General features: G+C 55.2%; 22 protein-coding genes and 2 pseudogenes. 10 read left to right on the top strand and 14 right to left on the bottom strand.

Going from position 1 to position 23,577, the window contains the following annotated elements; genetic code table 11:
• Nucleotides 1–207 precede the first annotated feature (207 nt).
• The 5 genes from ACZ6J2_RS01785 (at nt 208) to ACZ6J2_RS01765 (ending at nt 6,393) form a co-directional block, all read left to right on the top strand.
• A complete protein-coding gene (locus ACZ6J2_RS01785) occupies nt 208–822 on the top strand; it encodes a TetR/AcrR family transcriptional regulator (RefSeq protein WP_471724611.1) in 615 nt (204 codons plus the stop codon).
• A gap of 74 nt (nt 823–896) precedes the next feature.
• Nucleotides 897–2,006 (top strand): efflux RND transporter periplasmic adaptor subunit, encoded by a 1,110-nt coding sequence (locus tag ACZ6J2_RS01780; protein WP_471724610.1) that lies wholly within the window; start codon nt 897–899, stop codon nt 2,004–2,006.
• Nucleotides 2,003–5,092 carry an efflux RND transporter permease subunit gene (locus tag ACZ6J2_RS01775; RefSeq protein WP_471724609.1) on the top strand — a complete coding sequence of 1,030 codons (3,090 nt, stop codon included), beginning with the start codon at nt 2,003–2,005 and terminating at the stop codon, nt 5,090–5,092. Before ACZ6J2_RS01780 ends, ACZ6J2_RS01775 begins: the two co-directional genes overlap by 4 nt.
• 34 nt (nt 5,093–5,126) lie before the next feature.
• The gene (locus ACZ6J2_RS01770; protein WP_023335591.1) at nt 5,127–5,720 is read left to right on the top strand and encodes a TetR/AcrR family transcriptional regulator; all 594 of its coding nucleotides are present in this window, start codon (nt 5,127–5,129) and stop codon (nt 5,718–5,720) included.
• Nucleotides 5,721–5,793: 73 nt separating this feature from the next.
• Nucleotides 5,794–6,393 carry an NAD(P)H-dependent oxidoreductase gene (locus ACZ6J2_RS01765; RefSeq protein ID WP_471724608.1) on the top strand — a complete coding sequence of 200 codons (600 nt, stop codon included), beginning with the start codon at nt 5,794–5,796 and terminating at the stop codon, nt 6,391–6,393.
• Between the two features lie 127 nt (nt 6,394–6,520).
• Here ACZ6J2_RS01765 and ACZ6J2_RS01760 read toward each other — a convergent pair whose 3' ends face one another.
• A complete protein-coding gene (locus ACZ6J2_RS01760; RefSeq protein WP_471724607.1) occupies nt 6,521–6,823 on the bottom strand; it encodes a hypothetical protein in 303 nt (100 codons plus the stop codon).
• 44 nt (nt 6,824–6,867) lie between these two features.
• On the bottom strand, nt 6,868–7,344 hold the full coding sequence (locus ACZ6J2_RS01755) for a WbuC family cupin fold metalloprotein (RefSeq protein ID WP_471724606.1): 477 nt from the start codon (nt 7,342–7,344) through the stop codon (nt 6,868–6,870).
• Nucleotides 7,345–7,610: 266 nt separating this feature from the next.
• Between ACZ6J2_RS01755 and ACZ6J2_RS01750 the strand changes: the two genes are divergently transcribed.
• Nucleotides 7,611–8,081, top strand: a complete 471-nt coding sequence (locus ACZ6J2_RS01750) for a hypothetical protein (protein ID WP_471724605.1) — start codon at nt 7,611–7,613, stop codon at nt 8,079–8,081.
• A gap of 47 nt (nt 8,082–8,128) precedes the next feature.
• Here ACZ6J2_RS01750 and ACZ6J2_RS01745 read toward each other — a convergent pair whose 3' ends face one another.
• Together ACZ6J2_RS01745 and ACZ6J2_RS01740 are read right to left on the bottom strand one after the other, a co-directional pair.
• Complete coding sequence (locus tag ACZ6J2_RS01745; protein WP_471724604.1) at nt 8,129–9,052, bottom strand: LysR substrate-binding domain-containing protein; 924 nt, start codon at nt 9,050–9,052, stop codon at nt 8,129–8,131.
• A gap of 24 nt (nt 9,053–9,076) precedes the next feature.
• Nucleotides 9,077–9,613: a MarR family winged helix-turn-helix transcriptional regulator gene (locus tag ACZ6J2_RS01740; protein ID WP_471724603.1), complete on the bottom strand. Its 537-nt coding sequence runs from the start codon at nt 9,611–9,613 to the stop codon at nt 9,077–9,079.
• A 129-nt stretch (nt 9,614–9,742) separates the two neighbouring features.
• Here ACZ6J2_RS01740 and ACZ6J2_RS01735 point away from each other — a divergent pair, with 129 nt between their 5' ends.
• Together ACZ6J2_RS01735 and ACZ6J2_RS01730 are read left to right on the top strand one after the other, a co-directional pair.
• A complete protein-coding gene (locus ACZ6J2_RS01735; RefSeq protein ID WP_471724602.1) occupies nt 9,743–10,903 on the top strand; it encodes an MFS transporter in 1,161 nt (386 codons plus the stop codon).
• Nucleotides 10,904–10,985: 82 nt separating this feature from the next.
• Nucleotides 10,986–11,423, top strand: a complete 438-nt coding sequence (locus ACZ6J2_RS01730; RefSeq protein ID WP_471724601.1) for a VOC family protein — start codon at nt 10,986–10,988, stop codon at nt 11,421–11,423.
• Between the two features lie 107 nt (nt 11,424–11,530).
• Here ACZ6J2_RS01730 and ACZ6J2_RS01725 read toward each other — a convergent pair whose 3' ends face one another.
• Entirely contained in the window at nt 11,531–12,016 is a 486-nt protein-coding gene (locus ACZ6J2_RS01725; protein WP_193139202.1) for a GNAT family N-acetyltransferase, read from the bottom strand.
• Nucleotides 12,017–12,345: 329 nt separating this feature from the next.
• Here ACZ6J2_RS01725 and ACZ6J2_RS01720 point away from each other — a divergent pair, with 329 nt between their 5' ends.
• Nucleotides 12,346–12,852 (top strand): P-loop nucleotide/nucleoside kinase family protein, encoded by a 507-nt coding sequence (locus ACZ6J2_RS01720; RefSeq protein WP_471724600.1) that lies wholly within the window; start codon nt 12,346–12,348, stop codon nt 12,850–12,852.
• A 527-nt stretch (nt 12,853–13,379) separates the two neighbouring features.
• Here ACZ6J2_RS01720 and ACZ6J2_RS01715 read toward each other — a convergent pair.
• From ACZ6J2_RS01715 to ACZ6J2_RS01705, 3 genes are all read right to left on the bottom strand, one after another.
• The gene (locus ACZ6J2_RS01715; RefSeq protein ID WP_240608352.1) at nt 13,380–14,006 is read right to left on the bottom strand and encodes a hypothetical protein; all 627 of its coding nucleotides are present in this window, start codon (nt 14,004–14,006) and stop codon (nt 13,380–13,382) included.
• Nucleotides 14,007–14,259: 253 nt separating this feature from the next.
• Nucleotides 14,260–15,522, bottom strand: a complete 1,263-nt coding sequence (locus ACZ6J2_RS01710; protein ID WP_240608354.1) for a DUF4062 domain-containing protein — start codon at nt 15,520–15,522, stop codon at nt 14,260–14,262.
• A 197-nt stretch (nt 15,523–15,719) separates the two neighbouring features.
• Entirely contained in the window at nt 15,720–16,202 is a 483-nt protein-coding gene (locus ACZ6J2_RS01705; RefSeq protein ID WP_471724599.1) for a glutathione peroxidase, read from the bottom strand.
• Between the two features lie 137 nt (nt 16,203–16,339).
• On the opposite strand from ACZ6J2_RS01705, the pseudogene ACZ6J2_RS01700 reads away from it, so the two are divergent.
• A pseudogene (locus ACZ6J2_RS01700) lies at nt 16,340–17,609 on the top strand (serine hydrolase domain-containing protein).
• On the opposite strand, the gene paaY reads toward ACZ6J2_RS01700, so the two are convergent.
• The 6 genes and pseudogenes from paaY to paaH form a co-directional block, all read right to left on the bottom strand.
• Nucleotides 17,518–18,114: a phenylacetic acid degradation protein PaaY gene (gene paaY / locus ACZ6J2_RS01695; protein WP_045888537.1), complete on the bottom strand. Its 597-nt coding sequence runs from the start codon at nt 18,112–18,114 to the stop codon at nt 17,518–17,520. The pseudogene ACZ6J2_RS01700 and the gene paaY sit on opposite strands and share 92 nt — an antisense overlap.
• A 9-nt stretch (nt 18,115–18,123) precedes the next feature.
• Nucleotides 18,124–19,059 (bottom strand): phenylacetic acid degradation operon negative regulatory protein PaaX, encoded by a 936-nt coding sequence (gene paaX / locus ACZ6J2_RS01690; RefSeq protein ID WP_021241337.1) that lies wholly within the window; start codon nt 19,057–19,059, stop codon nt 18,124–18,126.
• A gap of 134 nt (nt 19,060–19,193) precedes the next feature.
• Nucleotides 19,194–20,510, bottom strand: a complete 1,317-nt coding sequence (gene paaK, locus ACZ6J2_RS01685) for a phenylacetate--CoA ligase PaaK (protein WP_045888536.1) — start codon at nt 20,508–20,510, stop codon at nt 19,194–19,196.
• A gap of 27 nt (nt 20,511–20,537) precedes the next feature.
• Nucleotides 20,538–21,743 (bottom strand): 3-oxoadipyl-CoA thiolase, encoded by a 1,206-nt coding sequence (gene pcaF / locus ACZ6J2_RS01680; protein WP_471724598.1) that lies wholly within the window; start codon nt 21,741–21,743, stop codon nt 20,538–20,540.
• Complete coding sequence (gene paaI, locus ACZ6J2_RS01675) at nt 21,736–22,164, bottom strand: hydroxyphenylacetyl-CoA thioesterase PaaI (RefSeq protein ID WP_023335572.1); 429 nt, start codon at nt 22,162–22,164, stop codon at nt 21,736–21,738. The genes pcaF and paaI overlap by 8 nt, the downstream gene beginning before the upstream one ends.
• Nucleotides 22,154–23,577, bottom strand: a pseudogene (paaH, locus tag ACZ6J2_RS01670) (3-hydroxyacyl-CoA dehydrogenase PaaH). The gene paaI and the pseudogene paaH overlap by 11 nt, the downstream one beginning before the upstream one ends.

Here is a 23,577-nt window from a genome sequence, read left to right as displayed (position 1 = left end):
CAAAAACGGCTCTGTTCAGCGCAAGGGAGTTGCGCTGAAATGCTCGCTTATCGCAGGCAGATAGATGCCATAGTGCACGAAAAACAGTGATACACTTACCGCACCTGGTTGATCGTCCCGTCTGCAGGGCTCATGATGAATGACGGTAACCAAATCTCAAAATGGTCACTCGTTGTTAATCGTAGCCCGTCACGCTAAGCTTAAATAATGACTAAAAATATGAATCCCCCATCATCACGTGGTCCCCTTGACCACGCTGTCAGAGAGCAAATCGTCGAAGCGGCTTTTGAGCACTTCGGCCACTACGGCTATGAAAAAACCACCGTCGCCGAACTGGCTAAATCCATCGGCTTTTCAAAGTCCTACATATATAAGTTTTTCGATTCCAAACAGGCTATCGGCGAGGTGATCTGCGCTAACCGCCTGGAGCTGATCATGGCGGCAGTGCTTTCCGCCATCGAGGATGCGCCGTCGGCAAGCGAAAAATTACGCCGCCTTTTCAAAGCGCTCACCGAGGCGGGAAGCGAGCTGTTTTTCCATGACCGTAAGCTATACGACATCGCCGCCGTCGCCGCGCAGGAACAGTGGCCTTCCACGCAAAAGTACAGTGAAAGCCTGATGAAGCTGATCGAGAGCATCATTATCGAAGGCAGGCAGGCCGGCGAGTTTGAAAGAAAAACGCCGCTGGATGAGGTTACCAGTGCCGTCTACATGGTAATGTGCCCTTACATTAACCCCGTTCAGCTGCAGTACAACCTCGAAATGGCCCCCACCGCGGCGGTGCTTCTCTCTTCACTGATTTTAAGAAGCCTGGCCCCCTAATTTGTGACCATTGACAATTTTGGTCACCAGTCAGAGAATGCGGATACCGTCCTGTTACGTCAAAAAGGTTTCCCATGCTCAGGCTCACTTCAGCCCGCGTTGCCGTTTGTCTCCTGCCGTTTGCCCTGGTGGCGTGCGGCGATATTTCCGCGAGTGACGATCCGCGCACCAAGCCACCGCTCGTCAGATCCGCATCCGTAGAGCTAGCGAACAATAGCGCGCGCGCTTTCACGGGCGTGGTGGTCGCAAGAACGCAAAGCGATTTAGGTTTCAGAGTTCAGGGAAAAATCCTTGAGCGAATGGTCGATACGGGGCAGACCGTCAAACAGGGCCAGCCCCTGCTGCGCCTGGATCCGGTTGACCTGAAATTACAGGCTCAGGCGCAGCAGCGCGCGGTGGATGCGGCTCAGGCGCGCGCGCGCAAAGCCACCAGCGATGAGGCGCGCTATCGTGGACTTGTGGCGTCCGGCGCCGTGTCTGCATCGGAGTATGACCAGATCAAAGCGGCGGCCGATACGGCCAGGGCCGATCTCAGCGCCGCCCGGGCGCAGGCCAGCGTGGCGCAAAACGCCACGGGCTATGCCGTGCTGCTGGCGGATTCAGACGGCGTGGTCATGGAGACGCTCGCCGAGCCGGGCCAGGTCGTCAGCGCCGGACAGGTGGCGATCAGGCTCGCCAGAGCCGGGCAGCGTGAAGCGCTCGTCCAGCTTCCGGAAACGCTGCGCCCTGCCGTCGGCAGCGAAGCGCAGGCCACGCTGTATGGCAATGAAAAACATCCTGTCACCGCAACGCTGCGCCTGCTGTCTGATTCGGCCGATGCCGCGACCCGCACTTATGAAGCCCGCTACGTGCTGGATGGCCTGCTGGCGAACGCGCCGCTGGGGGCGACCGTCACGCTGAACATTCAGGACAATAAAGCGGAAGGTCAGGTCATGCAGGTCCCGCTGGCCTCACTCTATGATGCAGGAAAAGGTCCCGGCGTCTGGCGCATTTCCGCCCAGCCGGCAAAGGTCGCATGGACGCCCGTCAGGGTGCTGAGCGTGGGTGAAGATGCGGCGCAGGTCACGGGCGGCGTGAAGCCCGGTGAGAAGATTGTTGCGTTAGGTGCCCATCTTCTGCACGAAGGTGAGGTCGTCAGGCTTGCTAAGCAGCGCAATGCCGCCCTGGCGGAGAACACGCCATGAGCGGAAGCCGCTTCAACCTGTCGGCGCTGGCCGTCCGCGAACGTTCCGTCACGCTGTTTCTGATCGTTCTGGTCACGATTGCCGGAATTTACGCCTTCTTTGGGCTCGGGCGCGCGGAAGATCCGCCCTTCACGGTAAAGCAAATGACGGTGATAACCGTCTGGCCGGGCGCCACCGCGCAGGAAATTCAGGATCAGGTCGCCGAGCCGCTGGAAAAGCGCCTGCAGGAACTCAAATGGTATGACCGTACCGAAACCTATACCCGTCCCGGCATGGCGTTTATCACGTTGTCATTGCAGGACAAGACCCCGCCTGCCGAAGTGCAGGAGGAGTTCTATCAGGCGCGTAAGAAGCTTGGAGATGAATCGCAGCGTCTTCCGGCGGGCGTCATCGGCCCGATGATCAATGACGAATTCTCGGATGTCACCTTTGCCCTCTTTGCGCTGAAAGCGGAAGGCGAACCGCAGCGGCTGCTGGTACGCGATGCCGAAGGCCTGCGCCAGCAGCTTCTGCACGTTCCCGGCGTGAAGAAAGTAAACATTATCGGCGAACAGGCCGAGCGGATTTACATCTCCTTCTCCCATGACCGTCTGGCGACGATAGGGCTCTCTCCCCAGGATATTTTCAACGCCCTCAACAGCCAGAACGCGTTAGCCGCGGCGGGCTCCATTGAGACCCGAGGCGCGCAGATTTTTATCCGCCTGGACGGCGCGTTCGATGAACTGCAGAAAATCCGCGATACGCCTTTTGTGGCTCAGGGCAAAACGCTCAAGCTGTCCGATGTGGCAACGGTTGAGCGAGGCTACGAAGATCCCCCGACGATGCTGATACGCAATCAGCATGAGCCCGCCCTTCTGCTGGGCATCGTGATGCGTGAAGGCTGGAACGGCCTGGCGCTGGGTAAAGCGCTGGATGCGGAAACGGCGAAAATAAATGATAGCCTGCCGCTGGGCATGTCCCTGACCAAAGTCACCGACCAGTCCGTGAATATTCGCTCGTCGGTCGATGAGTTCATGATCAAATTCTTCGTCGCCCTGCTTGTGGTCATGGTGGTGTGTTTTGTCAGCATGGGCTGGCGCGTGGGTGTTGTCGTTGCGGCGGCGGTACCGCTGACGCTGGCGGTCGTTTTCGTGGTGATGGAAGCCGCGGGGATAAACTTTGACCGCGTTACGCTGGGCTCCCTGATCCTCGCCCTCGGCCTGCTGGTTGATGATGCCATTATCGCTATCGAAATGATGGTGGTAAAAATGGAGGAAGGTTACGACAGAATCAAAGCCTCGGCCTTCGCCTGGAGCCATACCGCCGCGCCCATGCTGGCCGGTACCCTGGTGACGGCCATTGGCTTTATGCCGAATGGTTTCGCCCAGTCGACCGCAGGGGAATACACCAGCAATATGTTCTGGATCGTCGGCCTCGCCCTGATTGCATCGTGGTTTGTCGCGGTGGTGTTCACGCCCTATCTTGGGGTGAAGATCCTGCCGGCGATCCCTAAAGTAGAAGGGGGTCATGCCGCCATCTATAACACGCCTCGCTATAACCGTTTTCGCCAGCTACTTGCCCGCGTTATCGCCAGAAAATGGCGGGTGGCCGGGTTGGTGGTCGCCATTTTCATCCTGGCCGTGCTCGGTATGGGGCTGGTTAAAAAACAATTCTTCCCGACCTCCGATCGCCCGGAAGTACTGGTTGAAGTGCAGATGCCCTACGGTACCTCGATTGAGCAAACCAGCGCCGCCACAGCAAAAATAGAAGCGTGGCTGGGCCAGCAGCCCGAAGCCAAAATTGTCACGGCCTATATTGGTCAGGGTTCACCCCGTTTTTATCTGGCGATGGCGCCAGAACTGCCCGACCCGTCTTTTGCGAAAATCGTGATCCTGACGGACAGCGAGACGTCACGCGAGGCGCTCAAGCTCCGGCTGAGAGAAGCGGTCGCCAACGGCCTTGCCTCCGAAGCGCGCGTGAGGGTGACACAGCTGGTGTTTGGCCCGTACTCGCCCTTCCCGGTTGCCTGGCGCGTGTCGGGGCCGGATGTCGAACAGGTGCATGACATCGCTGACAGGGTGAAAGCCGTGCTCCAGGCGAGCCCGATGATGAGAACCGTCAACACCGACTGGGGGTCGCGCGTTCCCGTCCTGCATTTCACCCTCGATCAAAACCGCCTGCAGGCGACCGGCTTAACCTCCAGTGCCGTTGCCGATCAGCTTCAGTTTCTGCTCTCAGGCGTGCCTGTCACCTCCGTGCGGGAAGATATTCGCTCGGTGGAGGTGATTGGCCGCGCGGCGGGAGATATCCGTCTTGACCCGGCAAAAATAGAGGGCTTTACCCTTGTCGGCAATGCGGGACAGCGCGTTCCGCTGTCTCAAATCGGCAAGATTGAGATCGGTATGGAAGATCCGATCCTGCGCCGTCGCGATCGCACCCCGACGATTACCGTGCGGGGCGATATCGCTAACCATCTTCAGCCACCGGACGTGTCGGTCGCCGTCATGAAGCAGCTCCAGCCGATTGTTGATGCGCTGCCGGCCGGGTACCGTATCGACATGGCGGGTTCGATTGAGGAATCGGGCAAAGCCACGCAGGCCATGATCCCGCTGTTTCCGATCATGATTGCCCTGACGCTGCTGATCATCATTTTGCAGGTGCGCTCAATCTCGGCGATGGTGATGGTGTTCTTAACCGCGCCGCTGGGGCTGATTGGCGTGGTGCCCGTGCTGTTGATTTTCAATCAGCCGTTTGGCATCAACGCGCTGGTCGGCTTGATCGCCCTTTCCGGCATTCTTATGCGCAATACGCTGATCCTGATCGGTCAAATCGATCATAACCAGAAGGAGGGCCTTGAGCCGTTCCAGGCGGTGGTTGAAGCGACGGTCCAGCGCGCGCGGCCGGTCCTTCTGACCGCCATGGCCGCCGTGCTGGCGTTCATTCCCCTGACGCATTCGGTGTTCTGGGGCACGCTGGCTTACACGCTGATAGGCGGAACGCTGGGCGGGACGATCGTCACGCTCGTCTTCCTGCCCGCGATGTATGCGATCTGGTTCCGGATCCGCCCTGCGGAACAACGCGTGCAGCACCCTGCAGAAAACGTGTAAACTACCATGAGTAGATAACACTTCTGAGGAAAGCATGGTTGTTAAGCGCTTAAGAAAAGAGGACCGCCGCGTGCAGCTGCTGGAGGTTGCGCGTGGAATCGTTCGTCAGCAAGGCACGGAGGCGCTGACGCTTGGCTACCTGGCCGAGCGGGCCAACGTGACCAAGCCTATCCCCTACGACCACTTTGGCGATCGTGAAGGGCTGCTGATGGCGCTGTATCAGGATTATAGCGATCGGCAGCTGGCGAAGTTCCGCGAGACGCTGGCGGTCGACAGCAAAACGCTGGAGAAGACGATCCGCTTTTTCAGCGCCGCCTATATCGACTGCGCCATTAGTGCCGGACCTGAAACCGGCCCAATCGCCGCGGCGCTGTCCGGATCCCACGCGCTGCAGACGTTTCGTGAGGCATGCGTGGCCGAATGCGCCGACTGCCTGCGTACCGCGCTTTCCCCGTTCGTCGCGCTGAAAGGCGTTCAGGGAGAAGCGGTACTGACGGCCATCATTGGCGCGGCGGACGCGCTCAGCACCGCCGCGGGCAACGGCGTGCTCGCCCGGAACGTGGCGGAAGATACGCTCAGCGGCGCCATGACCGGCGTGCTGGAGACCTACGTGAATAGCACAAAATGATCGCTGGGGGCGGATTGACACATAAGTTACCAATAGTAATATAGACGTCAGTTCTCACCCATCCGAGGTCGCTATGTCTGCTACAAATGCCATTAATAACGCACTGATCGTGACGGCTCATCCTGTCGACAATTCGTTATCCCATTCGCTGGCAGCCCGTATTGCCGGAAAATTACGCGAGCAAGGTACGCAGGTTGAGATTGCCGATCTGCATGCTGAAGGGTTTAATCCGGCGATGAGCCGCGCCGATCTCGATTTGTATCACGGCGATCCGAGCGCCCTTCCCGAGGATATTCTGCGCGAGCAGCAGCGCGTCGAGCGAGCGGATATGCTGGTGTTTGTTTTCCCCGTGTACTGGTGGTCGGTTCCCGCGCTGTTGAAAGGCTGGTTCGATCGCGTATTAACCCTGAACTGGGCGTATAAGGTGGCTGACGACGGCCGGATTGTGGGCAGCTTACGCGATGTTCCCGTCCGCCTGATCGCCACCGGCGGCAGCGATCTCACCGGATTCGACAAACACGGCTATTCGACGGCGATTCAGACGCAGATAATCGAAGGCGTGTTTGGCTTCTGCGGGTTGAAGAACGTTAAGCTCGATATCCTTTACCAGGCAGACACGGCAACGCCTGAGCAGGTAGAGGATTTTCTGCAGGGGCTTGAGGGCCTTAAATAATCCCGGCTATTCAGTCAGCAAAGGCGCGCCTCCTTCGCCAGAAGGAAGCGCGTGTCTCGTTATCACCTACCACCGTCAGGGGCGATCTTTTAATCCTGCTGGCTAACCGGAACTCTCTTTCCAGCGATTATTCAAAAAATAACGAGAAAAGGCCAATCGTCATCACTACGCTCATAATCACCTGAATCAGAATAATAAAAAAAGCGACCCCACCCAAGACTGTGATTTTTCGACGCAGAATGAAAGTAATGCCGGAAAGTACAGCACTGAACAGAATGGCTTTAAGGATATAGGAAAGCGGAACCATTGCCGGGTGACCGGTATGCACTCCAGCAAGCCCAATGAGACCCAGCAGAAAACCTCCGCAGAATCCCCATCCCCAGAAAGTCATTGGTAAGCTCATCTGCCCCGCGACTAATCTTTTCAACATACGCACATCCTTTTTGTGATTATTTTTATCAAAATTCACCGGTTTTACAGGGTAAAACCTCCGTCACCCACCTGCGCCTGGGCGTACCATTTCATCAGCTTCTCAGTGCCGGGCTCGTTTTCTGCAGGTGACCATGGGGCGGTATCGTGCTCAGGCACGGGCTGATAGCCGCCGTGTTTTACTTCGAAAATGACGCCGCCTTTATCCAGCGACAGCACGGCATGCCAGATACCGGCATCCATCTCCAGCACTTTGCAGTCTTCACCTAACACCACGCGCTGGGTCACGTTACCGCCGTCATCAAAATTCAACACCAGAAAGCGACCGCTCAGAGCCGTCAGCAGTTCAAACGTGTGCGGGTGACGATGAGGGCGAACATAGGTGCCTGGCTCCATCGCGATAGCCAGGCGCTGCACCGGGTCGCTCAGCTCGGGATGTAAATTGCGGTGCGCGCGTAAGCGAGGAGAATTGGCAGCCTGCTCGCTTTGTTGCTGCAGGTCACTGAACGTAATTTGTTTCATATACACCTTTGTGAATGGAGTCAGCGGACGGCAACCCTTTAGCCGCACGACGTTATACCATTCTGGACGGTCGATGAGCGATGGCATTTGTGAAACAAATCGCTGCAGCGTGAGGATGCGTGCGATCGCCCCCAAAGCGCAACGTTGAGTAAAACTCACATTGATTCCCACTATTTATCGTTTTTAAAAATTGACGCACCTGAAATACCATCCATTCACCCCTGGGATAGAAAAAATAAATAATACGAAGCCTGTATGGAGCACCTATGACACTCGATGTTTTATTCCCTGTATTGAATCTTATCTCGCCTCATAAATATAGCCCTGATGCAAATGTGCATGAGCTGATAACGTTACTTTCAGCAGAAAAGGAAAGCTCAGAAGCGCTATCGCCTTTCATACATAGACTGCATCTTTTGGCTTTCGCCCAAAGCAATCCGGGTAACGCCGAAGAGTTGCTCTCAGCGCATTTACCAAAAGAGGATGGGATCCTTCCGCTGCTGGACTTTGCGGACTGGCCAAAGGTGCGTTATGCCACGTCAGGCGAAGCTCAAACGCGTGAATCGCAGGAGTATTTCCGTGACATGACCTCGGCTGCCAATCTGTTACGCACTGCGCTGGTCGACGCCGAGCGAGCAAAGGGAACGCCTGCGCTTTATATTCTGGATAAATTACTCAACCTGAACAGCGCCCTGCCGGAGCGATATAAACAGATGGCGAATATTCCCTACGCATAAATACGTTCAATCTGCGGAATATCCCTCAATAAATATTCCGCTATTTACTAAACCCGCTTTTCGTTGTAATCAAGACAGACGATATCCAACGAAGGCAGCACCGGCGCATTAAGGTTAAGCCACGCCAGCAACTGTTCAATACTCTGTCTTCTGAGCGAATTTTTCGGCCAGACAAGGTAGTAGCCATCGCCGGTTGCGATAGCTTCTCTGAAGGGCAGCGCGAGCAGGCCGCTTTTCAGCGCGTCGAGCGTGAGGCGGAGGTCAGCCATTGCCACGCCATGACCGTGCATGGCGGCCAGGCTTCCCTGCTCCAGGGTGTCGAACACGATTCCACGACTCACGTCGAGCCCTGGGAATGACCCGGTTCTTTTCAGCCATCGCTTCCAGTCCCGTCTGTCCGGAGAGGGATGGATAAACTCGCACTGCGCGAGCTGATGCCGGGCTGAATCAAGCAAAGACGGGGTACAAACCGGAATGAGCCATTCACTGAAGAGCAGCCTGCTTTCCGTTGACTCGCCGAAATAGCCATTACCGAGGAGGATCGCACAATCATAGGGCTCACGGCTGAAGTCAACGGTGTCGAAGTCCATCCAGACGCTGGCAATTTCAATTTTTGGCTTCGCGTGGTTCTCGCGAAAGGATTTAAGCACATTCAGAAGCCACCGCATCGTCAGGGTGCTGGGGGCTTTGAGGCGCAGAAGGTGGTTTTCGCTTCTGAATGCGCGACAGGCCCACTCAATATTCGAGAAACTTTCGCTGAGCTGTCCGGCCAGAATACGTCCGGCATCACTGACCTCCACTCGCGGCCCCTGGCGTTTAAAGAGCTCACAGTCGAACCACTGTTCAAGCGTCCGGACATGCCTGCTGACCGCGCCCGGCGTGATATTCAGTGCTTCAGCCGCTTTGCTGAAGGAGTTCAGCCGCGCGGCAACTTCAAAAGCGCGCAGCGCATACAGTGGCGGTAAAGACATACGTTCCCTTTCAGTGAGGTTTAGCTATGCAGTTTTTGTATTATCGGCACCGAGTGGCTTGTCGCCCAGGTCCTCGGGCGGAAACGTCAGCAGCAGCTCCCTGAGCAGGGACTCAAGCTGCGCGCGCTGCGCGTCAGACAAGTTGCTCAGCAGCGCATTTTGCGTTTGCGTATGGACAATCAGCGCCTGTTCGATGCGCTCCTGCCCTTGCGGCGTCAGGCTTACGAGGGTGCTGCGCTTGTCATCCGGATCGGCAATTCGCCTGATAAGCCCAAGCTGTTCGAGATGGCTGAGCCGGTTCGTCATCGCCCCTGAGGTTACCAACAGCGATTTATACAGCTGCGTGGGGGAAAGGCAGTACGGCTCACCGGCGCGGCGCAGCGTGGCGAGCACGTCAAACTCGCCCTCGCGAAAACCAAACTGCGCCATCGCCTGCGCCCATTCTTTTCCCAGATGCTTCATCAGCCGGAGCATGCGGCCAAAAATTTTCATCGACGAGGCGTCCAGCTCCGGCATGGCGCGGCTCCACTGGCCGACAACGAAGTCTACGTGGTCTTGCATTTTCACCCCTGATGGCGTGCGAATTTATCCTGTTGTGCGGTACATCTTACGCAAAAACATATTTTATCTTAACGTTAAGATAAATGCTCGTGCGATTTGCCCGGGCCATTCACAACCGAAAAGGACTCCATGTTGAAACGCACGTCGCCTTTACTCTTCGCCGTTATCGCTTTTATCGTCGGGCTGAACCTGCGCCCCATTCTGGCTTCTGTCGGACCGCTGTTTTCCGTGCTGCAGCGCGAAGCGGGGCTGACCGCTACGCAATTCAGCCTGCTGACCACCCTGCCGGTCGCGATGATGGGGCTTGCCGCCTTGTGTGGACCCTGGCTTTTAGCCCGAGTCGGCGCCGTACGGGGCATTATGTTTGGGCTCTTCATCCTGCTTGTGGCCTGTTTATTACGCGGTTTTAGCGCCTCGCCGGAGAGTCTTATGGGCACCGCGTTACTGGGCGGGGCCAGCATAGGCACGATCCAGGCGTTAATGCCGGCCCTGATAAAAAAGGAATATACGCAAACGGCCAGCACGGTGATGTCGCTTTTCAGCACGGGCATTATGGCCGGTGCGGCAGTCGCCGCCGCCAGCGCCGAGCCGTTGTTTTCATGGCTGACGCTGAAGCCCGCGCTGGCAATGGCCGGGCTGTTAGCGCTGCTTGCGCTGATACTGTGGTTAACCCTGGTTAAGCATCATCAGGAGGAAAAAACAGCACGCGAAACCGTTACGCTCTCGTCCTCCCGAACAGCGCTACTGGCGATCTTTTTCGGCGTGGGAACGGGAGCCTACACGCTGGTATTGGCCTGGCTGCCCCCGCTCTATATTCAGGCGGGATGGTCCGCACGCAGCAGCGGCTACATGCTGGCCTGGCTGACGTTAACCGAGGTTGTCGCCGGGTTTGCCGTCTCCGCGCTGATCGGTAAATTCCCCGATCGTCGCGTGCCGCTGATCGCCGTATTGCTGTTGCTGCTGGCAGGATTACTGTGTCTGGTCTTTGCGCCGGGTACGACGCCTGTATTATCCACGTTGCTGCTTGGCACCGGGATCGGCGCCCTCTTCCCGCTGTCGCTCATCGTCACATTCGATCATGCACGAACGCCCGCGCAGGCCGGAAAGTTGCTGTCTAAAGTTCAGGGAGGCGGATACACGATCGCCGCGCTTATGCCGTTAATTGCGGGGATCGTTCGCGACAGTTCGGTCTCGCTGACCAGCGCATGGCTGATCATGAGTGCGGGAGTCGTGCTGCTGATCGTTATCGCGCTGAATTTTAAACCCGTCGAGGACGTGCAGGCACGGTGAGCGCAACACCAGAATTGAGAGTCGTATTTCCGCCGATCGTAAGATAAATTCAGGGTGAATTTCACCTCATTCAGGAGTGGATATGCCGCAGACGTTACCGGAAATTGATGTCTTGTTCGTCGCCGGGTTCGGGCCCATTTCGCGGGATACGGAGTCCAGCACCGCGTTTTATGTTCAGACACTCGGCCTTCCGCTGAAGCCGATGGACGGAAATACCGATTATCTGCTCTCTGAAGAGGGCCAGCTGGAAGGCGTGAAGCATTTTGCCGTCTGGCCGCTCGCACAGGCGGCTGCATCCTGCTTTGGAGAAGAACAGTGGCCCGCTGAGCACCCGATACCACAGGGATGGGTCGAGTACGAGGTTCAGGATCTGGACTCGGCTACACGCGTTCTGAGCGAGAAAGGCTATCGACTGCTGGTTGCTAACCGTTTGGAACCGTGGGGGCAAACCGTCACTCGCCTGCTCAGCCCGGAAGGCTTGCTTACCGGGCTGACCATTACGCCGTGGCTGCGGGGGTAATGGGGTTTTGGAAAGCAGCATTGTAGTGGGAAACGCCTGCTTTGAGCGAAAAGTGGGCATACCCTTATGCTATTTACACCAACGGTGTGAGTCTTTTTCAGGGTACTTCAGCCGGCACTGCGGGCAAGCTCATCTATTTTTGTGCCAAAAACCCGATGATAGTTAACACTCTTGATAACCTGAGCACCGAAAGACTCATAAAACTTTTGTGCCAATGGGTCTGCTGCCACAGATAACCAATCGAGTTGTAAACATCCCCGCTCTTGAGCCCGGCTGGCTATAAAACTCATCAGCTTTCTACCCACTCCAGCCCTCCTGAAAGGTGCTGAAACAAAAAGCTCTTTGATAAACATTTGTCCGCTGAAACGTGGTGAAGGGTACATCACTGAGACACATGAAAACGCAGCTATTACTCCTTCACAAACCACTTTGTGAACTTCAGTATGAGAGTCGACTGCAAGGACCTTATCCCTCAGATATGCGGTCATGTCACTCCTGGACAAGCAAACATCCTGGTTATAATAGTTTTCCATCTCGATAAAAATATCAACCAAATCAGGATATTCATCTGGTTTGCAGATGGTGATGTTCACGCATGTCTCCTTAAGCAAATAGTACCAATTTAAATTAACACAAAAGCAATAAAGCTATATCAATAAAGGTTTCTACCGCAAATTGTTAAATAACGCAGTTGTTTCATAATTGCTGGAGCAGTTTTGAGCGCGGAGCAGACACTCAATTTATAAGTGAAATAATTGCTGATTTTGCATTCAGGCCCTGTTAAGTTGAATGACGATGAAAACACACTCAGTCCTAACCTATTCAATGATTATTATGACCTGTCTGACTCAGGTGGGATAACGTTTGCCATTTTCCCGCCGGTAAGGCGGGCCTTACCGGTAACAATCCAGTGAGGTAAAGAATGGACACAAATGCAGTAACGACGCCTGAAAAACCTGTCTTGCACTTGTTATGTGGAAAAATTGCATCCGGAAAATCCACATTGTCAGCAAAATTAGGATCATCACCTGGGACTGTAATTATCAGCGAGGATCGCTGGCTGGCTGCCCTCTTTACCAATGAAATGCAATCCATATCTGATTATGTGCAGTATTCATTAAGACTAAGAAATGCCATGAAGCCTCATCTGGTGTCACTACTCAAAGCTGGTTTATCAGTAGTTCTTGATTTCCCGGCAAACACACAAACAAATCGTGAATGGATGATGAGCATTATTAAGGAGTCAGGTGCCAGTAATCAGCTGCACTATCTGAAAGTTTCTGATGAAGTATGTAAATCCCGCTTGCGCGTCCGTAATGCAGAAGGCGTGCATGAATTTTCTGCCTCAGACCAACAATTTGACATCATAACGCGCTATTTCGAAGAGCCAACGGCTGATGAAGGGTTTAATATTACCGAATACTGCTAAATTTACCTTCCTGCACAAAAGCCGCCAGTTGGCGGCTTCATTATTTTCCATCTCATACGGTTATAAACGGTACTAAAGCGAACTAAAAGTCCGCTACTGGCACAAAGCGGACCGAATGGAGTGCCACAAGATCTGCTGTGAGCGATCTGCGGACATTGCTAACACCATTCTGTGTGAATCACCTGGGGCAGGTCAATCACATGCTGGCCTCATTCACTACAACGAACCAGAGTAAAAGTATGGCAAAGCAGTATTCTCACGGTGAACGACAACAGCATCTTGAAGCTTGTCAACAGAGCGGATTATCTAAGCAATAATATTGTCAGCAACAAACGATCGCTTCAGGCGTCAAAGCGAAGACTTTCGAGGGGAACAACTTGTTTTTGTACATCTGCAGCCTGCAAAATATAATCTTTAATAACACTCAAGTAAACATTTTTAATAAAATCCCTCAAAGCCTGTTAATATTTATTGATTACTGAAATTAATACCCAGTGCAAACAACATGACATCTAATGATTTTAAACTCACTTAAGAAACACCTCATCTGCTTGTGTAGTTATCTTTTTCAATATTTCTTCAAAGACTCTATCATGAGAGCTCACAAACCAAATTATCGCATCAAGCAATAGCATTGTTTCTTCTCTAGATATAGAGAAATCATTTTTATTCTTTGGGTGCATTAAACGATTACGTATTTCGAAAAGTTTTTTTAGTTTATCGAACTCCCCAGTCCCGAAGACATAAGAGACATCGACGCCATATTTCCTAGCAAAACACTTCAATGATTCTTTGAAATTTTCCGCCCCAGACCCATTTGTAAATGAACCATTAATATAACTCAACTGTTTATTGCTAAATGGTTTTTGGCTAGGTTTATCGAGTGTAATCTTAAGTGCACTTTTAAGTACATATGAAAAACCATCAATACAAGCACATGAGCTGCGAATAGTATTTCGACTTACAATGGATCGTTTCTTTTCACTTTTCTTCATCACCTTCTTAAGTATCCGTAAATTTTCATCTATATCTTCAAACAAAACTCCAGTATGAATTGTGATATATTGAATCTCTTGATAGGCAGGAAATAAACAACTTCTACCAAACTCCATGACTTTTTTCATCTCCATTACCATATCTTTTATATCACTCATTTTAACCTCACAGGGATTTATATTTTAACAAAGGACCTTAAACACCCTTTATTTTATAAATTATCAATAGTTTTATACCCAACCATTGCTAAGTCTCTTTCAACGCCCTAGTCAATAAAGCTGGTTGCAGTCTTGATAGTTGACGCGAATACCAGTGCCATTCAGTCTATTATTACCACATGCCACCACTGCAATTGACTTAGTTGGTTTTTTACTAAAATGTCCAATGCAACGATTAGTTGAGTGCCACACACTATAACTCTAAGAACTCGAAGACGTCTTCATCAGACGGAGACTCTGCTGCAATCATTTCATTCATATCTGCTATTGGTGAACGAGGCCGAAGAGGTGGCATTACGAACTCTTCTCCGTCTAAATGTTTAAAAATCGCTTGGCTCAGCAGAACAATGTTTGTCCATCGATCCATTAAATGGAGGAATGGGACGAGCTTGATTGTTTCTATATCGATAGTATCACCCGTGTCTCCCCTTCGGACAGGCGAATTATCAAGAATTACCGATAGTACATCTGCCGTATTCGCTCGCTTGAGGGACCGCATTTCAATCTGAAGCTTAAATAATGCTTCATATATAGGTGTTTCGACGAAAGCATTAACATGGTGATCGAAATATAGAAAATAACTTGTCTCAAGTGCTCGGTCGACTATTTGGGTCTGAAACTGAGCAGACAACAGGTGAAAACCAAACATCGAAATTCTTTTCCAGTACTTACTGATAATCACCGACCGTTCGTTATTACAGCCTTCAAATGTAAGTCTATGCTCCCTGTGAAAGCTCCTAACAGTCTCTATCGGGGAATGAACGACATCCTCCTTGAATTTCACTAGCCCCGACTTAAGGATCTCAATTAGTTCCCGAGCTAAGAGCTTCCTGAATGCAAGGTTATCTACAGGCAGCCCCGTTAGCACTTGAGACTGGACAACGTCCCAAATATCCCGGAAGTTGGAAAACGTATGTATCCAATTACCCGTAGGAAGCGGGGCTCCATTCTCAAGCGCTTTTTTCGTTTCTGCGTTACGGCCAACTTCAGTGAGGAAACTCGCGAGAGCTTCTGCATCAGAGGCAAATTTGCTAGGAGCATTGAACAAACGTTGGCTAAGTGCGGGGTCAACAGCTTCCTCCTTCAAAAGCCTCTTCAATTCATTGCGCTGCTCACGGTATTGCCATACCTCGCTCCTAACAAAGCTAAGAATTTTCATTTTCCCTTGCTTGTGAAGCTCGTACGCTTGCCGATATTCCTGTTGGGTAATACTAATTTTGTTGACTTCGTCATACCAACCACCGACACGACTACCGATCAGAAGGACAAAATAGTCGGCTTTTTCCATGGCTGTCAAACATGCATCGTAGCTATGCTGATCCAACGGCTTCTGAAAGTCATTGAACTCAGATGCAAGGACAATAACCCCTTGCTCCTCTAGACAATATTTTAAGGCCGACCTTAGATCTCTGAAATCGTAAATAGTCGACGATATGAAAAAAGTAGGACGACTCATATTTATGCCCAATGCTCATGCCAAAGAAAGATCTGTATTAAAACACAGACTTTTATGCTTTTGTAACTTTAACGTAAAAAACCCTACATAATAAACTACTAATATTCTGGGGAATGGAATGTCTGCTTCTGGCACAAAGCGGACATCGGGTATTCCGGAAGTGCCCGACTCATGGTTAATTTCATTCACCAAAACTCTCACCTCCCCAAAGCCTCCACAATCGCCCTCTCCATTTTCTCTGGCGTGGTCATCGGTGCAAAACGCTTGAGTGGTTTACCGTCGCGGCCGATCAGAAACTTAGTAAAGTTCCACTTGATCCGCCCTCCCAGCACGCCGGGCAATTCGTTTTTCAGATAACGAAACAGCGGGTGCGCCGCATTGCCGTTAACCTCCAGCTTCTCAAACATCGGGAAGCTCACGCCGTAGTTGATGTAACAGGTTTTAGAGATTTCGTCGGCGCCGCCGGGTTCCTGTTTGCCGAACTGGTTACAGGGGAAGCCCAGCACCACTAACCCTTGATCGGCGTATTTCTTGTATAGGGCTTCAAGGCCCGCATATTGCGGCGTGAAGCCACACTGGCTGGCGGTATTGACGATCAAAACCACCTTTCCCGCATAGTCGGCCATTGAGATAAGGCGGCCATCCAGGCGGGTGGCGGTAAGTTGATAAAAGCGAGTCATACTGAAATCCCTCAAGGCTGGCCGAAAAGTCACGGTGACCATCAACAGGGCCGCCGCCGTTTAGAAAGTTTACATTCAGGCAGGCTATTTGTGATACATTCCTGGCGCGCCAATGACCACCACACTCGCTATCAGGTATGCAGAACATAACAAAAAAATTCGCTGGCTTCTGCTTACTCTCCCACTCCTCAGCGGCTGTGGCACGCTCTCACAGATGTCCTCCCCGGAAGGTACTCAGGAACTTCTCACCCATGATTCGCTGGATGGCGACGTTGACAGCGTGGTGCGTCACTATATGGCGCAAAAATCCGTTCCCGGGATGACGGTCGCGGTGATCCATAATCACGGCTCGCCGCAGTTTTACACATGGGGCGTAACCGATGCGGTCAGTCGCTATCCGGTCAGGCCCGACACCCTGTTTGCGCTCGGCTCGCTCAGCAAAGGGATCACGGCGGAAGTGGTGGCTTGTCTGGTCAATGAAGGGCAACTGAACTGGAACGATAGCCTGGCGACATTGCTTCCGCCGGGTACGCCGCTTAGCGCGGATGCACAAAAAATCACCCTGCTTGAACTGGTAACCCACACCTCCGGCCTGCCGCGTCAGAATATGGATGTTCCGATGCTTGGGAAATTCATCGGCTATTTAAGCACGGGCGAAAATTTCTATAGCGAGCTGGACAGCGATCACGTGCTGCGCTACCTCGCCGACTGGCGGGCGCCAAAGGATAAAGTGCCGCAATATTCCAATACCGGCTACGCCCTGATCGGCTATATCCTGAAGCACAAAACCGGCGAAGATATCCAGAGTTTAGCCTCGCGCTATATTTTCCGTCCGCTGCAAATGGCTAACAGCAGCTTTATTCCCCAGCAGCTAAAAGGCTACCCGCAGCGTGCGCTCGGCCACGCGGGCGATCAGCCGAAATTTATCCCGCGCGGCAGCTCACCCCGGACTGGCATTTTTCCAACAACATGGTGGCGGCAGCGAGCTTGTACAGTAACGCCGAAGATCTGGCGGCCTATGCCCGCTATCACGTCTCAACGACCCACAATCCCCTGCTGGACAATGTCTTTGCCGAAGTGAGAAATACCGATATTCAACGTCCCGACGGAGTACAGGGTATTGCCTGGACCACCGACTTTATCGGTCTGGAAAAAATCACCTATCAGGTCGGCTATATCGGCGGCTACTCCAGCTTTATCGGCTATGACAAAGAAAAAGGCAATGCGGTGGTGGTGCTGCAAAATACCTTTAACTGGAGTAATTACATCGGCATCGCGCTGTTGATGGATATGGCGAAAAAAGACGGTCTGAGCCCTACACCGCCGACTTCGGCCTTAAGTTCTCATCAAACGCCAGCCGTTTCCGGTCAGGCTCAACGTCTCGCAGCGGCTCCACCTGGTGCATAGTGAGCTTGCAGCGCTCCACCAGCACCTGATACTCCCGCGTGCCCTGCTGCTTCCACGCCAGCTCCTGTTCGCTGAGTTCGCGAATCGCTTTGGCCGGGCTGCCGATGATCAAATGGTTAGCGGGCATCTCCGCTTTCGCCTTCACGAACGCCGCCGCGCCGACGATGCTGTTTTCACCGATGACCGCCCCGTCCATCACCACCGCGTTCATGCCCACCAGCGCATTGCGGCGGATCACGCAGCCGTGGAGAATGGCGCTGTGGCCGATATGCCCGTCCTCTTCCACCACCGTGTCCTGCTCCGGGAAGCCGTGCATCACGCAGTTATCCTGAATGTTGGCGCCGTCTTTCACCACGATACGGCCAAAATCTCCGCGCAGGCTGGCGTTAGGACCGACGTAAACGCCTTTGCCCAGAATCACGTCGCCAATCAGCACCGCCGTCGGGTGAACATAGCTCTCGTCCGGTACGACCGGCGTCAGACCGTCAATTTGATAAACTGGCATCTTCGCTCCTTATGCGCTTGTAAGACCACCAAAGCGTTGATAGTAAAGCGTGCCGGGCACGGGCAGTTCGCCCACGGAGGTTTCGCCCTTCTCGCTGACAAACGCCAGCGCCCCCGGCGCGACACGCTGATAGATGTTAATGCAGAGCTGTCGGGCACTTTGCCCCGCCCAGTGCGCGGGCAGCAACTCTTCCGGCAGCAGCGGGTCTTTCAGCACCACGCGACGATAAAAGTGAATCAGCAGCAGCTGGATCTGAAAACAGCGTTCCGGCGTCAGCTCCTCGGGCGCGGCCTCTTTCAGCAGCGGCAGCAGCGGACGGAACGAATTGATAAAGGACTCGTACATCGCGTTTTGCTCAGTTAACTGCCAGCACTCTTCCACCCGCGAACGCAGCGCGGCGCGGGAGAGCGCCAGCGGCGAGTGGGCTTCAAAGAAAATCACGTTTTCCGCCACGCCGGCATCGTGAAGCAGAGACTGTACGTCCGCCAGATGCTGCGACGGCGAGGCCATCAGGCTCGGCGCCAGCGTGCCAAACCCCTGCCAGATCAGCTGTTTTTTGACGTCGGCAAGAGTGGTTTTATCCAGCCCTTCGGAAAGCAGCAACAGCCATTTGCCGTCCCAGGCGGGCAGTTCCGCACGGTAAATCTTATTCTCGGCGCGACGCGTCAGGCGAAGCCCCTTATCGCTCAGGCGGTAAAAGCTGCGACGCCCGATGCGGGAAACGTCCAGCCAGCCCTCTTTGTTGAGGCGAAACAGCGCGGTGCGCACGAAGCGCTCGCCAAACCCCATGCCTTCCAGCAGGGCGGCCAGGCTGCCGAGCCAAATCTCACCGCCGCGATGGGAAAGCGCGTCACCGTATAACGAGGAGATAAGCGAGGTTCCGCTGACGGGAACGGAGCTGACCGCGTGCTGGATAAAGGCGTCGAGTTTATTCATGTGATTCATTCTGTTGTTATTTTTTTCCTGGATGAATCATAGCACAGGATTCTGGGATAGCCCCTCACCCTAACCCTCTCCCAAAGGGAGTGGGAACTGTTTACACCCTCTCCTTTTGGGAGAGGGCCGGGGTGAGGGAAAACTTAGCCATTGGCCGCAGCTTTACGCAGGTCAAACACCCGGCAGGCTTTGCCCTCCGAGCGCGGGATGCTGCCGCAGTTAACAATCATTACGTCAGTGGAAATCCCCACCATCGACTTAATGCGGTGGCGCAGCTGGTGGCACACCTGGCAACGCTGCTCGTGGGTCAGCGTGAGGCTACTCTCTTTCAGCTCGACCTTCACAGAAAGTGAATCAAGATGCCCGCGACGGTTCACCTCCAGCTGGTAGTGCGGAGAAAGGTGTTCGAACTTGACGATCTCCTCTTCCAGCTGCGACGGGAAGACGTTGACGCCGCGGATGATCAGCATATCGTCACTGCGCCCGCTGATCCGGTCCATACGACGCATGCTGCGCGCGGTGGCCGGGAGCAGACGCGTTAGATCGCGGGTGCGGTAGCGGATCACCGGCAGCGCCTCTTTGGTCAGCGTGGTGAACAGCAGTTCGCCCTGCTGGCCGTCATCCAGCGGCGTGCCGTCGTTCGGGTTGACGATCTCCGGGTAGAAGTGATCTTCCCAGATGGTCGGGCCGTCGACGGTTTCGATACACTCCATCGCCACGCCCGGCCCCATCACCTCGGAGAGGCCATAAATGTCCAGCGCCGTAATGCCCAAGCGTTTTTCAATTTCGCGCCGCATGGCCTGCGTCCACGGCTCGGCGCCGAAGACGCCCACGCGCAGGGAACAGCCGCTGGCATCGCCGCCCATCTGGCGCTCCAGCTCCTCAATCAGGTTGAGGCAGTAGGACGGCGTCACCATGATCATATCCGGCTGGAAATCACGGATCAGCTGCGCCTGTTTCTCCGTCTGGCCGCCGGACATCGGGATCACCGTCGCGCCTAAACGCTCGGCGCCATAGTGCGCCCCCAGCCCGCCGGTAAACAGGCCATAGCCATACGCCACGTGAATTTTGTCCTTCGCGCTGCCACCCGCCGCGCGCAGGGAGCGGGCCACCAGATTGGCCCAGTTGTCGATGTCGCCCTGCGTATAGCCGACAACGGTCGGTTTGCCGGTGGTGCCGGATGAGGCGTGAATACGCACCACCTGCTCCATCGGCACGGCAAAGGTATCGAAAGGATAGTTATCCCGCAGGTCCTGCTTGGTGGTGCACGGGAATTTGCGGATATCCGCCAGCTCGTTGAAATCGTCAGGGTGAACGCCCGCGGCGTCAAACTTGCGTTTGTACATCGGCACGTTGTTGTAGGCGTGATGCAGCGTCCATTTCAGACGCTCGGTCTGCAGCGCCTGTAGCTCGTCAAGGGAGGCCGTTTCAATTGGATCAAGCTTTGTTGTATTTGTCATTGTAGGGTACTCACATTGTTTTTATGCTCAAACACGCTCAAGGATCATGGCAATGCCCTGACCCACACCGATGCACATCGTACACAGCGCATAGCGCCCGCCGCGTCGGTGCAGTTCATTGCTCGCGGCCAGCGCCAGCCTGGCACCGCTCATCCCCAGCGGGTGCCCCAGCGCAATCGCGCCACCGTTCGGGTTAACGTGCGCGGCATCATCCGGCAGGCCCAGCTGACGCAGCACGCCCAGCGCCTGCGAGGCGAAAGCTTCGTTAAGCTCGACAACGTCCATATCGTTAATGCTGAGTCCGGCGCGCTCCAGTACCTTGCGGGTCGCCGGGACCGGGCCGAGCCCCATCAGACGTGGCTCCACGCCCGCCGTCGCCATCGCCACGATCCGCGTGCGCGGGACCAATCCCTGCGCCAGCGCCATCTTCTCGCTGGCGACGATCAGCGCCGCAGCGCCGTCGTTGACGCCGGAGGCATTCCCCGCAGTGACCACCCCGTTCTTACGGAACGGCGTTTTGAGTCCGGCGAGCTGTTCGAGCGTGGTGTCCGCGCGCGGATGTTCATCCACGCAGAACTCAGTGACTATCCCTTTTTTGCCCGGCACCGGTACCGGCACAATCTCCTGCGCCAGAATGCCGTTCTGCTGCGCCTGCGCGGTACGCTGCTGGCTGCGCAGCGCGAACGCGTCCTGATCGGCACGGCTGATATTTAACAATTCAGCTACATTCTCTGCCGTTTCCGGCATACTGTCAGTTCCGAATTGCTGATGCATGAGCGGATTCACAAATCGCCAGCCGATGGTGGTATCAAAGATTTCCGCCTGACGCTGAAACGCGGCGGTGGCTTTGCCCATCACAAACGGCGCGCGCGACATCGACTCCACGCCGCCCGCAATCAGCAGCTCGCCATCGCCCGCCTTAATGGCGCGGGCAGCAAACCCAATCGCGTCCAGACCCGACCCGCACAGGCGGTTAATGGTGGTTCCGGAAACCGTCTGCGGCAGCCCGGCCAGCAGGGACGACATGCGCGCCACGTTGCGGTTATCTTCCCCCGCCTGGTTGGCGCAGCCGAAAATCACGTCGTCGATCCGCTCGAGGTCGAGCTGGGGATAGCGGGCCAGCAGCGCGCGCAGCGGCACGGCACCGAGATCGTCGGTTCGGACTGCGGCAAGCGCGCCGCCGTAGCGCCCCACCGGGGTTCGAACGCCATCACAAATAAATGCGTCACGCATCTGCCTCTCCTGTCACGCTGCCGCCGATACGGTGAGATTTTCCGCGAAAAAGGGCGACGGTTTTTTGTTGTTGGTTCTGGATTTCAATGTCGTATACGCCGGTCAGCTTGCCCTGATGCATCACCCGCGCGGTGGCGGTGAGCGTGTCCCCGGCAAAGCCCGGACGCAGAAAATCAATCGAGCAGCCGGAAGCGACCGCCGCCAACCCCTGGCTGTTGCAGGCGTAGGCAAAGGCGGTGTCTGCCAGAGAAAAAAGCTGTCCGCCGTGGCAGGTTTGGTGGCCGTTAAGCATCTGCGGGGTGATGGTCATGGTCACCACCGCATAGCCTTCATCCATGTCGACAATGTCCATTCCCATCGCCTGCGCGCAGGCGTCCCTTTCGTACATCGCGCGGGCGTTATGCCAGGCGTTATGACTCATAGCTACTCTCCAGAAGCGCGCGCTGGCGCAGCAGGGAACAGGGGCGATAGCGCTCTTCGCCGTAATGACGCTGCAGGTTCTCCAGCAGCGTCAGCAGGCGCTGCCAGCCCAGCCGCTCGCCCCAGGCGATTGGCCCGCTCGGGTAGTTCACGCCCAGGCGCATGGCGGTATCGATATCCTTCTCGCTGGCGACCCCTTTTTGCAGGGCATCCAGCGCTTCGTTGGCAATCATCGCCAGCGTGCGCCAGACCAGCAGGCCGGGATAATCGGCAATTTGCACCACCCGGTTACCCTGCTGTTGTAGGTAGCGGATGGCCTTTTGCGTCGCGGTGTGCGGGTTGCTGGCGGCCGACGCAATCACCGCCACGTCGCGCTCAATGCGGTCCACCACCACCACCGGGCCGTTGAGCCGCAGCGCCAGCGCCTGAGCGGTTTCGCCCTGCGTTTCGATCAGGTACACATCATCAATTTCTATGACACCGTCACGCCTTCTTTCCACGCGCATCGGGCTGTAGCTGTCGTTCACGGCCGGCACCCACTGCACGGCGGGTTTGTCACCCTGCCAGTCGTAGACGCCCTTCCCGCTCTTTTTGCCCAGCCTTCCCGCCAGCACCAGCTCCTGCTGCACCAGCGAAGGCAGAAAACGACGCTCCTGCCAGAAGGCGTTAAATACCGAGCAGGTCACCGCGAAATTCACGTCCTGACCAATCATGTCGGTCAGCTCCAGCGGCCCCATCGGGAAACCGCCGCCTTCGCGCAGGGCGGCATCAATCACCTCCGGCGGCGCGACCTGTTCTTCCAGCGCGCGCCAGGCTTCGGAATAAAACGGACGCGCGACGCGGTTGACGATGAACCCCGGCGTTGACTGACAGCGAACGGGCTGTTTGCCCCAGTTCAGCGCCAGCTCGCACAGCGCGTCGGCCACTTCCGGAGAGGTCGCCAGCCCGCTGACCACCTCCACCAGCTTCATCACCGGTGCCGGGTTAAAGAAATGCAGCCCTGCGACCCGCTCCGGGTGGTGGATGTCCGCCGCAATCGCCGTGACGGAGATGGAAGAGGTATTGCTGGTCAGGACCGTCTGCGGCGGCAGATCTCAGCCAGCTGTGCAAACAGCGCCTTTTTCACCTCCAGACGCTCGGAGGCCGCTTCAATGACCAGGTCGGCCGTGGAGAGCGCCTCGATATCCGTGACCGGAAGCAGCCGGGCGAGGATCTGGCTCCCGGCATCGGCGGAGAGTTTTCCGCGCGTCACCCGGGAGGCCAGACGCTGGCGAATCCCGTCAATGGCGCGCGATATCGCATCGCTGGAGATGTCGTAGATCAGCACCTGATGCCCATGGCTTGCCGCGACTTCGGCAATCCCTGCGCCCATCGTGCCGCTGCCAATCACGGCGACAGTCCGTATGTTCAGCAT

Source organism: Enterobacter sp. E14S, from assembly GCF_055666685.1.
The sequence above is the reverse complement of the archived record's forward strand: the minus strand, read 5'-3'. Positions and strand labels throughout refer to the sequence as shown.

Bases quoted from the DNA above. Each gene is read 5' to 3' on its own strand.
- pcaF (WP_471724598.1), bottom strand. From the start codon at position 21,743: ATGCGTGACGCATTTATTTGTGATGGCGTTCGAACCCCGGTGGGGCGC.
- ACZ6J2_RS01720 (WP_471724600.1), top strand. From the start codon at position 12,346: ATGGACACAAATGCAGTAACGACGCCTGAAAAACCTGTCTTGCACTTG.
- ACZ6J2_RS01775 (WP_471724609.1), top strand. From the start codon at position 2,003: ATGAGCGGAAGCCGCTTCAACCTGTCGGCGCTGGCCGTCCGCGAACGT.
- ACZ6J2_RS01750 (WP_471724605.1), top strand. From the start codon at position 7,611: ATGACACTCGATGTTTTATTCCCTGTATTGAATCTTATCTCGCCTCAT.
- ACZ6J2_RS01760 (WP_471724607.1), bottom strand. From the start codon at position 6,823: ATGTTGAAAAGATTAGTCGCGGGGCAGATGAGCTTACCAATGACTTTC.
- paaK (WP_045888536.1), bottom strand. From the start codon at position 20,510: ATGACAAATACAACAAAGCTTGATCCAATTGAAACGGCCTCCCTTGAC.
- paaI (WP_023335572.1), bottom strand. From the start codon at position 22,164: ATGAGTCATAACGCCTGGCATAACGCCCGCGCGATGTACGAAAGGGAC.
- ACZ6J2_RS01765 (WP_471724608.1), top strand. From the start codon at position 5,794: ATGTCTGCTACAAATGCCATTAATAACGCACTGATCGTGACGGCTCAT.
- paaY (WP_045888537.1), bottom strand. From the start codon at position 18,114: ATGCCAGTTTATCAAATTGACGGTCTGACGCCGGTCGTACCGGACGAG.
- ACZ6J2_RS01755 (WP_471724606.1), bottom strand. From the start codon at position 7,344: ATGAAACAAATTACGTTCAGTGACCTGCAGCAACAAAGCGAGCAGGCT.
- ACZ6J2_RS01715 (WP_240608352.1), bottom strand. From the start codon at position 14,006: ATGAGTGATATAAAAGATATGGTAATGGAGATGAAAAAAGTCATGGAG.
- ACZ6J2_RS01770 (WP_023335591.1), top strand. From the start codon at position 5,127: ATGGTTGTTAAGCGCTTAAGAAAAGAGGACCGCCGCGTGCAGCTGCTG.
- ACZ6J2_RS01785 (WP_471724611.1), top strand. From the start codon at position 208: ATGACTAAAAATATGAATCCCCCATCATCACGTGGTCCCCTTGACCAC.
- ACZ6J2_RS01735 (WP_471724602.1), top strand. From the start codon at position 9,743: ATGTTGAAACGCACGTCGCCTTTACTCTTCGCCGTTATCGCTTTTATC.
- ACZ6J2_RS01745 (WP_471724604.1), bottom strand. From the start codon at position 9,052: ATGTCTTTACCGCCACTGTATGCGCTGCGCGCTTTTGAAGTTGCCGCG.
- ACZ6J2_RS01710 (WP_240608354.1), bottom strand. From the start codon at position 15,522: ATGAGTCGTCCTACTTTTTTCATATCGTCGACTATTTACGATTTCAGA.
- paaX (WP_021241337.1), bottom strand. From the start codon at position 19,059: ATGAATCACATGAATAAACTCGACGCCTTTATCCAGCACGCGGTCAGC.
- ACZ6J2_RS01740 (WP_471724603.1), bottom strand. From the start codon at position 9,613: ATGCAAGACCACGTAGACTTCGTTGTCGGCCAGTGGAGCCGCGCCATG.
- ACZ6J2_RS01730 (WP_471724601.1), top strand. From the start codon at position 10,986: ATGCCGCAGACGTTACCGGAAATTGATGTCTTGTTCGTCGCCGGGTTC.
- ACZ6J2_RS01705 (WP_471724599.1), bottom strand. From the start codon at position 16,202: ATGACTCGCTTTTATCAACTTACCGCCACCCGCCTGGATGGCCGCCTT.
- ACZ6J2_RS01780 (WP_471724610.1), top strand. From the start codon at position 897: ATGCTCAGGCTCACTTCAGCCCGCGTTGCCGTTTGTCTCCTGCCGTTT.